This is a genomic window from Vibrio sp. Y29_XK_CS5, from assembly GCF_024181835.1.
GTDB classification, from domain to species: domain Bacteria; phylum Pseudomonadota; class Gammaproteobacteria; order Enterobacterales; family Vibrionaceae; genus Vibrio; species Vibrio harveyi.
In genome coordinates, this window is sequence record NZ_JAMZAM010000006.1 from 259,491 (window position 1) to 272,342 (window position 12,852).

A 12,852-nucleotide genomic window follows, 5' to 3' on the forward strand; every position below is an offset into this window, starting at 1 on the left:
AATGAAAAAAATGACCATTAACGACCTGATTAAGTGGAAGCAAGAAGGTCGTAAATTTGCTACTTCAACTGCATACGATGCGAGCTTTGCCCAACTTTTTGAAAGCCAAGACATGCCTGTTTTATTGGTAGGTGACTCTCTAGGTATGGTTCTGCAAGGTAAATCAGACACGTTACCAGTTACTGTTGAAGATATCGCTTATCACACCCGCTGTGTACGCGCAGGCAGCCCAAACTGTCTATTGATGGCTGATATGCCATTCATGAGCTACGCAACGCCAGAGCAAGCGTGTGAGAACGCAGCAACGCTAATGCGTGCTGGTGCAAATATGGTAAAAATCGAGGGCGGCGACTGGTTAGTTGATACCGTTAAGATGCTAACTGAACGTGCTGTACCAGTATGTGCTCACCTTGGTCTAACCCCTCAATCAGTCAATATCTTTGGTGGTTACAAGGTGCAAGGCCGCGATCAAGAAAAAGCCGATCGTATGGTAAAAGACGCACTGGCACTGCAAGAAGCTGGTGCTCAAATTGTTTTACTAGAGTGTGTTCCTGCTGAATTAGCGGCTCGTATTACGCAAGTTCTTGATGTTCCAGTAATTGGTATTGGTGCAGGTAATGTGACAGATGGTCAAATTCTTGTAATGCACGATATGTTTGGAATTTCGGCGAACTACATGCCAAAATTCTCGAAAAACTTCCTTGCTGAAACAGGCGATATGCGCAAAGCCGTGGCTCAATATATGGCTGATGTTGAAAGCGGTGCATTCCCAGACGAAGCTCATACCATTGCCTAGAGGATAAATGCATGCAAACTTTTGCGGAAATCTCAGCGATTCGTGAACAAGTAAAAACCTTTAAGCGTGAAGGTCGTAAAGTGGCGTTTGTTCCAACTATGGGCAACCTCCATGAAGGTCACTTAACACTTGTTCGTAAAGCTCGCGAATACGCGGATGTCGTTGTTGTAAGCATCTTTGTAAACCCGATGCAGTTTGACCGTGCAGATGATTTAAACAACTACCCTCGAACTCTAGAAGAAGATTTGAGCAAGCTAGGTGGTGAAGGCGTAGAAATCGTGTTCACACCAACACCTGAAATCATCTACCCAGAAGGCTTGGATAAACAAACGTTTGTTGATGTTCCTGGTCTGTCTACCATTCTTGAAGGTGCTTCTCGCCCAGGTCATTTCCGTGGCGTTACTACCATCGTAAACAAGCTTTTCAACATCGTTCAACCTGATGTTGCGTGCTTTGGTGAAAAAGACTTCCAACAACTTGCCGTGATTCGCAAGATGGTTGAAGACTTGGCAATGGACATCGAGATTATTGGCGTACCAACAGTACGTGAGATGGACGGTCTTGCAATGAGCTCACGCAATGGTCTTTTGACGATTGATGAGCGTCAACGTGCACCAGTGCTAGCTCGTACAATGCGTTGGATTAGCAGCGCAATGCGTGGCGGTCGTGATGATTACGCATCAGTGATTGAAGACGCAAGCGATCAGCTTCGTGCCGCAGGTCTTCAACCAGATGAAATCTTCATCCGTGATGCTCGTACACTTCAAGCAATCACTGCAGAGACAACCCAAGCGGTAATCTTGATGTCAGCATTCTTAGGTAAAGCCCGCCTAATCGACAACCAAACGGTTGATATGGCAGTAGAAACCAAAGAAGATGAATCAAGCGAAGAAAGCTCAGCAAGCGCAGAGTAAATCTAAATCTTAAATAAAAAAGGTCGGCACTAAGCCGACCTTTTTTGTATCTAGTAATGAGATTTATGAATAGACGCATTGAAGTCCTTCAGGGCGAGTCTTAAATCGCTTGTGCAACCACATCCACGCGGGAATATCTCGTTTTATCATCCCTTCAATCTCTTGATTCAAAATACTCGCGGCTTTAACTGGATTTCGTCGTTCAAACTGCCCACTCAGATCCTCACCAATGTAAAGCGTATATCGGTTATCGTTCATGACCGTCACTCCGGACATCACCGCACACTTGGTTGCATCAATTAATACACTCGATCCCGCCGTACTTGCCGCCTGTTCAACAGCAAAGAAAGGAGCAAATACCGAATTGTTCACCCCATAATCGTGATCTGGTAGGTACCACAGCCGCTGACCATTTTTCAGAACTTTAAGCATCGACTTTACGTCTTTTCGGTCTATCATTTGATGCCCACAGCGCGTTCGACCACGATGCTGAATAAACTCATAAGCAGGGTTTGAGTTCGGGCGATACACACCGTACCCTTTCGCAAATTGGCTAAAAATACGCGCCGTCATCTCTAAGTTAAGATGGTGGCTGCATATCACCAGCACACCACGTCCATTTCTTTCTTGTTCAAGAATGCGCTCTTTACCAACCACCGTCACCAAACGTTTTACCCGCCAATCGGGCCAAAACCAAGCCATGCCCGTTTCAATCAGTGCCATGCCGGTGTATTTAAAGTTTGCCTTCACCAACTCCTCACACTGTTGTTCATTATATTCAGGGAAACAGAGCTTGAGATTACGCTTAGCAATTTTCCGGCGGCGCTTCATTGGCAGCATTGCAAGGGAGCCAATACCTCTTCCCAGTACTCGCAGCAGCGGATACGGTAGCGCATTAACAACAAACGCGAGCAAGCCAAATGCAAACCAGACAGACCAGTATTTAGGGAGAAGCAATTTCAAGGTGAAAGGTGGGGACGGAACGGTATTCATGGCTTGACTCATTTACAACAAATGCATTTACAGAAATGAGTAAAACCTAGCATGTAAAAAGTCGAAAAATTGTATGGGAATGTATAGAAATGCATAAAGAAAGAGCAGCTCTCATTGCTGCTCTTTCAACATCTGTTTATGTTAGCTTCTCAAGCCAATTCCTTTGGTCACGAGGTAATGTGCCACGGCATAAAGCGCAACAACGAATACCGTCAGCACGCTAAATGACGTTACAATGCCAACATCAGAAACCCCGAGAAAACCGTAACGGAATGCGTTCACCATGTAGACGATAGGGTTCAGCTTCGACACACCTTGCCAGAACTCAGGCAACAGGCTGATAGAGTAGAACACGCCACCTAAGTAGGTCAGAGGCGTCAATACAAACGTCGGGATTATAGAGATATCGTCGAACGTTCTTGCATAAACTGCGTTGATTAAGCCACCTAGTGAGAACACAACTGATGTCATAAATACCGTCGCGATAATGATGCCCCAGTGGTCTACTTGCAGATCCACAAAAAACAGAGACACAAACGTCACAATAGTTCCCACCAATAAACCACGCACAACGCCTCCCATGACAAAACCGAGGATGATCACGTAGTTTGGTACCGGTGCAACCAGAAGCTCTTCAATATTGCGCTGAAATTTCGAGCTAAAGAACGATGAGGCCACATTGGAATACGAGTTGGTGATCACCGACATCATGATCAAACCAGGCACAATGTACTCCATGTAACTAAAACCGTTCATGTCGCCAATACGAGAGCCAATCAAACTACCAAAAATGATGAAGTACAGCGTCATTGTAATCGCTGGCGGAACTAGCGTTTGTACCCAAATACGAGTAAAGCGATTGATTTCTTTGGTGAGCAGGCTGCAAAAAGCCGTCCAATATAACTTGTACATTATTGGTTACCTCCGCGAACGATGCTGACAAACAACTCTTCCAAGCGGTTCGCTTTGTTACGCATAGACAGCACTTTTACGCCATGTTCGGAAAGCTGACTGAATACTGAGTTCAACCCCTGGCTCTTATCCAGTTCAATTTCTAGCGAGCCATTTATCATAACCTGACTATTCACCCCTTTAAGCTCTGGCATCTCACCGTCAAACTCAACATCGAGAATGAAGGTTTCAACACGAAGCTTACCAAGCAGCGCTTTCATCGTCGTATTCTCAATAAGCTCACCTTTGTTGATGATACCGATATTGCGACACAACATTTCTGCTTCTTCAAGGTAGTGAGTCGTTAGAATGATAGTAATACCCTGCTCTTGGTTAATCTCTTTTAAGAAATCCCACATCGAGCGACGCAATTCGATATCGACACCAGCGGTTGGTTCATCAAGGATCAACAACTGTGGCTCATGCATTAAAGCGCGAGCAATCATAAGACGGCGCTTCATACCACCAGATAGATTACGCGCACGTTCTTTGCGTTTTTCCCACAAATCGAGCTTTGTCAGATACTTCTCGGCACGTTCTTTCGCCTGAATCTTTGACACGCCATAGTAGCCTGCTTGCTGCATCACAATCTGTTCAACCGTCTCAAATTGGTTGAAGTTGAATTCTTGTGGCACCAAACCTAGGTTTTGCTTTGCTAATTCAAGATGCGTATCAATGTCGTAACCAAAGACCTTGGTCGTGCCTGAAGTTTTGTTTACCAAAGAAGAGATAATGCCAATCGTAGTGGATTTACCTGCACCATTTGGTCCTAGAAGCGCGTAGAAGTCACCTTTTTCTACTGTTAGACTAATACCCTTCAACGCTTCAAATCCGCCCGCATAGGTCTTGCGAAGCTGTTCAATTTCTAATGCGTACATTGCGTAATAATTGCCATCTGTTGATGAATCGTGAATGCCAATACCGATAGAGAGTTGATATGACTCAGCGGTCAAAGCGGTATTGCACTGAAGTTGAATTAGTTTATCGTTGAATAACGATGAATACAAATAAACCTTTCTATAAAATTAGAAATAACTATAAATCCCCGACTCCGTATACTAAAAAGCGCCGCCAAACAACTTTGGCAGCGCTTTTAAAAAACAAAACAAGATTACATTGTTAGCATTTGATGCTCATCTGTTTCTACATGCTTTATCGCAGCATTCAATGCCTCATAACGGAACTTGTAAGTGTTCTCATCAGGGACTAAATCAATCACGTGGAACTTCTCTAATTGCTCACGTGTGCGTTGGTTTGGACACAGCAAGTAAACTTCACACTCCGCATCCAACGCATCTTTGATCGCATTCTCAAGCGCTAAGCCTACCGTAACATCAATCATCGGCACATCAGTCAGATCGAGGATCATCACTTCGTAATCCGAAATACTGGAGTGTTGACGAGAAATGGCTTTCGAAACACTGAAGATCATTGGTCCAGACAAGTAGAAGAACAAGACTTTACCATTGGCTCGATCAAGCAGTCCTCGTTCACTGTCCGTAAGCGGAACATCATCTTCATCGGCATCACTGATGGCCTTAACTTGGCGTGCTTGCTCACGACTCAAACGCTCAATGATGATGATATTAGAAATAAATACCCCTAACCCCACAGCAACAATCAAATCAACAAAGACCGTCAGCAGCATGACGCCATACATAACCGCCATACCTGGGAAGCTCACCTTATGAGCACGTTGGATAAAACTCCAATCAAGAATATTGAAGCCAACATACACTGCAATACCCGCCAGCACAGCCATCGGGATAGGTTCGGTCAAGCCACTTGCAACCAAAACCACCAGCGCGAGAATCAGCGCACGAATAACACCAGACAAAGGGGAACGAGCCCCTACTTGGATATTGGTTACTGTACCCATTGTGGCACCAGCACCTGGTAAAGCACCAAACAAACCAGAAATCATGTTTGCCAAGCCTTGACCACGTAGCTCCTTGTCTGAATCATGCTCTTTACGTGTTAATGAATCACCGATTACCGCGGTTAATAGCGTATCAATACAACCCAACGTACCCAGAACTAATGCATCAATGACCATCTCGGTGAACATCGCAGGATCGATATGTGGCACGACCAAAGAAGGTAAGCCTGCGGGGATTTCACCAATTCGACGAATGTCTTCTGCATCAAACAATATCACCGATAACAACGTAACCGCTACTAGCGCAACAAGTTGGGCGGGTACGTACTTACGATACTGCTTCGGAAAGAAGAATAAGATGCCTAACGTCAGCAAGCCCAAAAACAACTCGCTAAACTTCAGGTTAGAAATGGTATCAGGCAATGCCGATAACGTGCCTATAACCCCACCAGAAGGTGCAGCATGACCGAGTAAAGGCGACAACTGCAAGATAATCAGAATCACGCCAATCCCTGACATGAATCCCGAGATGACACTATAAGGCATGAGTGTCACGTATTTACCGAGTTTCAATGTACCAAGCACAATTTGAAACGCCCCGGCCATCATCACAACGGTGAATGTCATTGCCATCCCCGTCTCTGGGTACTTCGCCATCATGCTAGTCAACACGGCGGTCATGATCACTGTCATAGGACCGGTAGGCTCAGAAATCAGAGTATTGGAACCACCAAATAGTGACGCGAAAAGCCCCACCATGATCGCCCCCCATAAACCTGCTTCTGCGCCAGCGCCAGATGCGACACCAAAGGCTAACGCAAGAGGAAGTGAAATAATGGCAGTGGTGACGCCACCAAACAGATCCCCTTTCAAGTTGATATCCTTAAAGCGACTACCGAACATTGAATTTGCTCCCTGCATTAAAAAGACAAAATGCCATCAATCTAACAAATATTTCGTCAAAGAAAAAAACACAATAAAACCACGAATTCGCTAGGCTTATTCGCATACTGAATGATGTCTGCATATTTTATGATTTTCACAGCGAGAACTAGTCAGATGAGTCATCTTGAATGAATATTTAACGGGATCGAAATTGTAACATTGTGTATAGTTACAGCGCTGATCGCTTTATAAGCACTGGTGAGTGGTTGGTTTTTTTAATTTTTAGGGAAGTAGATGTCAGATGCCGGAAATTAAACAATTATTCGAAAATAACTCTAAGTGGTCAGAAGAAATTAAATCTGATCGTCCAGAATACTTTGCAAAGCTTGCAGAAGGTCAGAAACCAGACTTTCTTTGGATTGGATGCTCAGACAGTCGCGTTCCTGCAGAGCGATTGACCGGTCTTTTCTCTGGCGAGTTATTTGTTCACCGAAACGTTGCGAACCAGGTCATCCACACTGACCTAAACTGCCTCTCTGTGGTGCAATACGCCGTGGACGTATTGAAAGTAAAACACATCATCGTATGTGGTCACTATGGCTGTGGTGGCGTTAACGCCGCTATTGATAATCCTCAACTAGGTCTTATCAATAACTGGTTACTTCATATCCGTGACCTTTACTTTAAACATCGCCCCTACCTAGACCAGATGCCTCTTGAAGACCGCGCTGACAAACTGGGTGAAATCAACGTAGCTGAGCAAGTCTATAACTTAGGCAACTCCACCATCATGCAAAATGCGTGGGAGCGTGGTCAGGACGTTGAGATCCATGGCGTAGTTTACGGGATTGAAGATGGTCGCCTTGAATACTTGGGCATTCGTTCAAACTCAAAAGAGACCGTGGAAGCCTCTTACCAAAAAGCGCTCTCAACCATTCTTAACTCAGACAACAAATTGCTTTGTCGCTGAGTTAAAAACATAAGCCGAACCAAATAAAAGAAAACGCCCGTTAATTGCTTAACGGGCGTTTTTTGTATTCTTCTATCAAGACTAATGACTACTCTTGAGGCACCACTTTACCAATGAACGGTAGATGACGGTATTTTTGAGCGTAGTCGATACCCACACCAACTACGAATTCATCAGGAATAGCAAAACCAACATAATCAACTGGCACTTCAACTTCACGACGTGATGGCTTGTCTAGCAGCGTACAAATCGCAATAGACTTCGGCTCACGTAGAGACAGGATTTCACGGATCTTGTTCAGTGTGTTACCTGTATCAATGATGTCTTCCACGATCAGTACGTCTTTGCCTTTGATGTCGTCATCAAGGTCTTTCAGGATACGTACGTCACGAGAGCTTTCCATCGTGTTACCGTAGCTAGAAGCGGTCATAAAGTCGACTTGGTGAGTCAGTTCGATTGCACGAGCCAAATCGGCCATAAATACAAATGAACCGCGTAGCAAACCAACCAGAACCAGATCTTCGCTACCTTGGTAACGTTCTGTAATTTGCTTGCCTAATTCACGAATACGTTCCTGAACTTCTTGCTCAGAAATCATGACTTCTACTGTATGTTTCATACTGTGCTCAATTTTCTTTGTGGGTTGAGGTAGGTCGTACGCAAACGATCACCTTATCTTGCGGCGTGTAGTGTAACACCCCACTCAATAGGTGGAAAGTCGCATCCCATTTCGTTGAATTCTTGGATGAAAGTCTTAATTTTAGAACTTATATCATTGAATGAAACATCAATAATGACATTACTGTCTATAAATTACGCATCAGATGTTGACCTTGCACATATGCACCATTACACTCATCAATGCTTTAAGCAACTATTAAAATAATCAATTAGGGGACTATCCCCAAAATATCAACTCAAATGGCAAGGAAAATGGATTATGGACTCAATTGCAAAGAGACCTCGTACTAGGCTTTCCCCTCTAAAACGTAAACAGCAACTAATGGAAATCGCTCTTGAAGTGTTTGCTCGTCGCGGCATTGGTCGTGGTGGTCACGCTGATATTGCAGAAATTGCTCAAGTTTCTGTTGCGACAGTATTTAACTACTTCCCAACTCGCGAAGACTTGGTGGATGAAGTTCTGAATCACGTGGTTCGTCAATTCTCGAACTTCTTATCAGATAACATCGACTTAGACATTCATGCACGCGAGAACATCGCTAACATCACTAACGCAATGATTGAACTAGTAAGCCAAGATTGCCATTGGTTGAAAGTTTGGTTCGAGTGGAGTGCATCAACACGTGATGAAGTGTGGCCACTATTCGTAACGACAAACCGCACCAACCAACTGCTGGTGCAAAACATGTTCATCAAAGCTATCGAACGTGGGGAAGTTTGTGACCAACATGAACCGGAACACTTGGCGAATCTGTTCCATGGTATTTGTTACTCTATCTTCGTACAAGCAAATCGCTCTAAGAGCGAAGCCGAGCTATCAACACTCGTTAGTGCTTACCTAGATATGTTGTGCATCTACAACCGCGATCACTAAGCTAAAACGCGAGTTTAACTAAATGAAAGGCTGACACTGGAGTGTTGGCCTTTTTCGTTTTAGACAGCTGCGAAGCTGGATTTTATTTTGCCTTTCTAGGAACAAGTTCAGCCAACCCCTTCTTAATCGAAACTCCTTTCATGATTATCCAAATACATACCTCTCGATTCCTTGGTGTTAAACCAAGAGATTTCCAACTATCAAGCACAATCGCCTAAAAGGAGACCTCATTCCCTCTTCAAGTTCCGCGCATAAAAAAACCGCTGACGAATCAGCGGTTTTTATCATTCAAGTTTTAAGACTCTCGGTCTTCAAAAGAAATTATTTTTTCTTTTTAACTGCTTTTTTGTTTGGAAGGTCAGTGATTGAACCTTCAAATACTTCAGCAGCTAGACCCACTGACTCGTGTAGAGTTGGGTGAGCATGGATAGTTAATGCGATATCTTCAGCATCACAACCCATCTCAATAGCTAGACCGATTTCACCAAGCAGTTCGCCACCGTTAGTACCAACGATTGCACCACCAATAACACGGTGAGTCTCTTTATCGAAGATTAGCTTAGTCATACCGTCTGCACAGTCAGATGCGATTGCACGACCTGATGCAGCCCATGGGAATGTTGCCACTTCGTAGTTGATGCCTTCAGCTTTCGCTTCTTTCTCAGTCTTACCAACCCATGCCACTTCTGGCTCAGTGTAAGCAATTGAAGGAATAACTTTAGGGTCGAAGTAGTGCTTCTTGCCAGAGATAACTTCTGCAGCAACGTGACCTTCATGCACACCTTTGTGAGCAAGCATTGGTTGACCAACTACGTCACCGATCGCGTGGATGTGAGGAACGTTAGTGCGCATTTGCTTATCAACGTTGATAAAGCCACGCTCGTCCACTTCAATGCCCGCTTTTTCAGCGTCGATAAGCGCACCGTTTGGTACACGACCGATAGCAACAAGAACCGCATCGTAGCGCTCAGCTTCTGCTGGTGCTTTTTTGCCTTCCATTGAAACGTAGATACCATCTTCTTTCGCTTCAACTGCTGTTACTTTCGTCTCAAGCATTAGCTTGAACTTATCTTTAATACGCTTAGTGAAGACTTTAACGATGTCTTTGTCCGCAGCAGGGATAACTTGGTCAAACATCTCAACTACGTCTACTTTAGAACCTAGTGAGTGGTAAACCGTACCCATTTCTAGACCGATGATACCACCGCCCATAATAAGCAGCTTTTCAGGTACTTCTTTCAGTTCTAGAGCATCCGTTGAATCCCAAATACGTGGGTCTTCATGCGGGATGAATGGCAGTTTGATTGGGCGAGAACCCGCAGCAATGATAGCGTTGTCGAAGTTAACCGTTGTTGACTCGCCTTCGCCTTCTACAAGGATAGAGTTAGGACTTGTGAACTTACCGTAGCCGTTTACTACAGTAACATTACGCATCTTAGCCATACCGCTAAGACCGCCAGTCAGTTGATTTACAACTTTCTCTTTCCAGATACGGATTTTGCTGATGTCTGTTTGCGGTTCGCCAAACACAACACCGTGCTCAGCCATCGCTTTCGCTTCTTCGATAACTTTTGAAACGTGAAGAAGTGCTTTAGATGGAATACAACCAACGTTTAGACATACACCACCAAGAGTGCTGTAACGTTCAACTAGTACTGTTTCTAGACCTAAGTCCGCACAACGGAATGCAGCTGAGTAACCAGCAGGACCAGAACCAAGTACAACAACTTGGGCTTTAATTTCTTTGCTCATTGTGACCTCTTGTAGTCATTATCCCTAACAGGCTGAGTAGATGTTCTTAAATTATTAGGCTTTCAAACGATCAATATTTTACAGAGATGTTAACAGTGTGAAAGCAGCTTTAAGTTAGCCTGTGAGCTAGACAACAATTCATCTTTCAGATTCTGAACGATGTGAGAAATTGTCGTCTAAAAATAGTCTTTTATATAAAGAAGTAAGGTGACCCGAAAGCCACCTTAACTATTACTTTCTATATTACAGTACTAGGCGACGAATGTCTGATAGTGCACCGTTTAGGAAAGTAATGAAGCGTGCACCTTCTGCACCATCAATCACACGGTGGTCGTATGATAGAGACAGTGGAAGCTGTAGACGTGGTTCGAACTCTTTGCCGTTCCACACTGGCTTCATTTCAGATTTAGATACACCTAGGATACCTACTTCTGGCGCATTTACGATTGGCGTAAACGCTGTACCGCCGATACCGCCAAGGCTAGAGATTGTGAAACAACCGCCTTGCATGTCAGCTGCCGTTAGCTTACCTGCACGTGCTTTCTTAGAAACTGCCATTAGCTCTTCAGATAGCTCGTAAATGCCTTTCTTGTTCACGTCTTTAAATACAGGAACAACAAGACCGTTTGGCGTATCTACTGCGATACCTACGTTCACGTACTTCTTAAGAATGATGCTTTCGCCATCTTCAGAAAGTGAAGAGTTAAACGCTGGGAACGCTTCTAGTGCTTTCGCTACTGCTTTCATGATGAACACAAGAGGAGTGATCTTCATGCCAGTGTCTTTCTTCGCTTCGATTGCATTCTGCTCTTTACGGAACGCTTCTAGCTCAGTGATGTCAGCATTGTCCCACTGTGTAACGTGAGGGATCATTACCCAGTTACGGTGTAGGTTTGCACCAGAAATCTTCTTGATCTTAGAAAGCTTCTGAACTTCCGTCTCACCGAATTTGCTGAAGTCAACTTTTGGCCAAGGTAGTAGACCAAGCGCTGCGCCGTCGCCCTTACCAGATGCTGCCGCACCAGCGCCAGACTCAAGACGCTTAAGCGCATCTTTAACGTAAGCTTGAACGTCTTCTTTTAGGATACGGCTCTTACGACCAGTACCTTTAACCTTAGATAGGTTAACACCGAATTCGCGAGCAAGACGACGGACAACTGGAGACGCGTGTGCGTAGTCGTTGTTCTCTTGGAAATCGTTCGCTGCAGGTGCCGCTTCAACTTTTGCTGCTGGAGCAGGAGCCGCTGCAGGTGCTGGAGCTGCTGCTTGTGCAGGTGCTGCAACAGGAGCTGGAGCTGCGCCAGCTACTTCGAATACCATGATTAGAGAGCCAGTCGTTACTTTATCGCCAGCTGCAATCTTGATTTCTTTTACCGTACCAGCGAATGGAGCTGGAACTTCCATTGAAGCTTTGTCACCTTCAACAGTGATTAGAGATTGCTCTTCTTCTACTGTGTCGCCAACTTTAACCATGATCTCAGTAACTTCAACTTCGTCACCGCCGATATCTGGAACATTCACTTCTTTGTCAGCTGCTGCCGCTGGAGCTGCTGGAGCTTCTACTCGGTCCGACGCCTCGGCTGCTGGAGCCGCTGCTGCGCCTGAACCGGCAGTTTCGAATACCATGATTAGAGAACCAGTTGTTACTTTATCACCAGCAGCAACTTTGATCTCTTTTAGAGTACCAGCGAATGGTGCTGGAACTTCCATTGATGCTTTGTCGCCTTCTACCGTTAGAAGAGATTGCTCTTCTTCGATGCTGTCGCCAACTGCAACCATGATTTCAGTAACTTCTACTTCGTCGCCACCGATATCTGGAACGTGAACTTCTTTTAGTTCTGCCGCTGCTGCTGGAGCTGGAGCCGCTGCTGGAGCCGCTTCTGCTGCAGGAGCAGGTGCAGCAGCTGCTGCACCCTCGGCTTCGAAAATCATGATTAGAGAACCAGTCGTAACAGAATCACCTTCCGCTACTTTGATTTCTTTAACGATACCTGCTTGAGACGCTGGAACTTCCATAGAAGCTTTGTCGCCTTCAACAGTGATAAGAGACTGCTCTTCTTCAACCTTGTCGCCAACGCTTACAAGAATCTCAGTAACTTCAACCTCATCCGCACCGATGTCAGGTACATTAATTTCGATTGCCATTGCTTATTTACC

At 44.8% G+C, this 12,852-nt stretch carries 11 protein-coding genes; 4 read left to right on the top strand and 7 right to left on the bottom strand.

The features are described 5' to 3' along the window. The first annotated feature begins 1 nt into the window (after position 1). Positions 2-796 carry a 3-methyl-2-oxobutanoate hydroxymethyltransferase gene (gene panB / locus NL647_RS21790; RefSeq protein WP_017189142.1) on the top strand — a complete coding sequence of 265 codons (795 nt, stop codon included), beginning with the start codon at positions 2-4 and terminating at the stop codon, positions 794-796. A gap of 11 nt (positions 797-807) precedes the next feature. Beyond that, positions 808-1,710, top strand: coding sequence for a pantoate--beta-alanine ligase (gene panC / locus NL647_RS21795; RefSeq protein ID WP_009698749.1), 903 nt, complete (start codon positions 808-810; stop codon positions 1,708-1,710). Positions 1,711-1,773: 63 nt separating this feature from the next. Here panC and NL647_RS21800 read toward each other — a convergent pair whose 3' ends face one another. The 4 genes from NL647_RS21800 to NL647_RS21815 form a co-directional block, all read right to left on the bottom strand. After that, positions 1,774-2,703 carry a Kdo(2)-lipid IV(A) acyltransferase gene (locus NL647_RS21800; protein WP_009702125.1) on the bottom strand — a complete coding sequence of 310 codons (930 nt, stop codon included), beginning with the start codon at positions 2,701-2,703 and terminating at the stop codon, positions 1,774-1,776. Between the two features lie 141 nt (positions 2,704-2,844). Further along, positions 2,845-3,615 (bottom strand): ABC transporter permease, encoded by a 771-nt coding sequence (locus tag NL647_RS21805; protein ID WP_005446280.1) that lies wholly within the window; start codon positions 3,613-3,615, stop codon positions 2,845-2,847. After that, on the bottom strand, positions 3,615-4,532 hold the full coding sequence (locus NL647_RS21810; protein WP_005446278.1) for an ABC transporter ATP-binding protein: 918 nt from the start codon (positions 4,530-4,532) through the stop codon (positions 3,615-3,617). Before NL647_RS21810 ends, NL647_RS21805 begins: the two co-directional genes overlap by 1 nt. Positions 4,533-4,765: 233 nt before the next feature. Then, positions 4,766-6,436, bottom strand: a complete 1,671-nt coding sequence (locus NL647_RS21815; RefSeq protein ID WP_009698752.1) for a SulP family inorganic anion transporter — start codon at positions 6,434-6,436, stop codon at positions 4,766-4,768. 283 nt (positions 6,437-6,719) lie between these two features. On the opposite strand from NL647_RS21815, the gene can reads away from it, so the two are divergent. Further along, the gene (can, locus tag NL647_RS21820) at positions 6,720-7,388 is read left to right on the top strand and encodes a carbonate dehydratase (RefSeq protein WP_005446273.1); all 669 of its coding nucleotides are present in this window, start codon (positions 6,720-6,722) and stop codon (positions 7,386-7,388) included. A gap of 88 nt (positions 7,389-7,476) precedes the next feature. Here the strand turns inward: can and hpt are convergent, their stop codons facing one another. After that, positions 7,477-8,007, bottom strand: coding sequence for a hypoxanthine phosphoribosyltransferase (gene hpt, locus NL647_RS21825; RefSeq protein ID WP_005446271.1), 531 nt, complete (start codon positions 8,005-8,007; stop codon positions 7,477-7,479). Between the two features lie 321 nt (positions 8,008-8,328). Here hpt and opaR point away from each other — a divergent pair, with 321 nt between their 5' ends. Next, positions 8,329-8,943: a transcriptional regulator OpaR gene (opaR, locus tag NL647_RS21830; RefSeq protein ID WP_005446268.1), complete on the top strand. Its 615-nt coding sequence runs from the start codon at positions 8,329-8,331 to the stop codon at positions 8,941-8,943. Between the two features lie 321 nt (positions 8,944-9,264). Here the strand turns inward: opaR and lpdA are convergent, their stop codons facing one another. Next, on the bottom strand, positions 9,265-10,695 hold the full coding sequence (gene lpdA, locus NL647_RS21835) for a dihydrolipoyl dehydrogenase (protein ID WP_005446266.1): 1,431 nt from the start codon (positions 10,693-10,695) through the stop codon (positions 9,265-9,267). Positions 10,696-10,938: 243 nt separating this feature from the next. Then, positions 10,939-12,840 (bottom strand): pyruvate dehydrogenase complex dihydrolipoyllysine-residue acetyltransferase, encoded by a 1,902-nt coding sequence (aceF, locus tag NL647_RS21840; RefSeq protein ID WP_050921460.1) that lies wholly within the window; start codon positions 12,838-12,840, stop codon positions 10,939-10,941. Positions 12,841-12,852: the final 12 nt, after the last annotated feature.

Bases quoted from the DNA above. Each gene is read 5' to 3' on its own strand.
- panC (WP_009698749.1), top strand. From the start codon at position 808: ATGCAAACTTTTGCGGAAATCTCAGCGATTCGTGAACAAGTAAAAACC.
- aceF (WP_050921460.1), bottom strand. From the start codon at position 12,840: ATGGCAATCGAAATTAATGTACCTGACATCGGTGCGGATGAGGTTGAA.
- NL647_RS21815 (WP_009698752.1), bottom strand. From the start codon at position 6,436: ATGTTCGGTAGTCGCTTTAAGGATATCAACTTGAAAGGGGATCTGTTT.
- NL647_RS21805 (WP_005446280.1), bottom strand. From the start codon at position 3,615: ATGTACAAGTTATATTGGACGGCTTTTTGCAGCCTGCTCACCAAAGAA.
- hpt (WP_005446271.1), bottom strand. From the start codon at position 8,007: ATGAAACATACAGTAGAAGTCATGATTTCTGAGCAAGAAGTTCAGGAA.
- NL647_RS21810 (WP_005446278.1), bottom strand. From the start codon at position 4,532: ATGTACGCATTAGAAATTGAACAGCTTCGCAAGACCTATGCGGGCGGA.
- can (WP_005446273.1), top strand. From the start codon at position 6,720: ATGCCGGAAATTAAACAATTATTCGAAAATAACTCTAAGTGGTCAGAA.
- opaR (WP_005446268.1), top strand. From the start codon at position 8,329: ATGGACTCAATTGCAAAGAGACCTCGTACTAGGCTTTCCCCTCTAAAA.
- NL647_RS21800 (WP_009702125.1), bottom strand. From the start codon at position 2,703: ATGAATACCGTTCCGTCCCCACCTTTCACCTTGAAATTGCTTCTCCCT.
- panB (WP_017189142.1), top strand. From the start codon at position 2: ATGAAAAAAATGACCATTAACGACCTGATTAAGTGGAAGCAAGAAGGT.
- lpdA (WP_005446266.1), bottom strand. From the start codon at position 10,695: ATGAGCAAAGAAATTAAAGCCCAAGTTGTTGTACTTGGTTCTGGTCCT.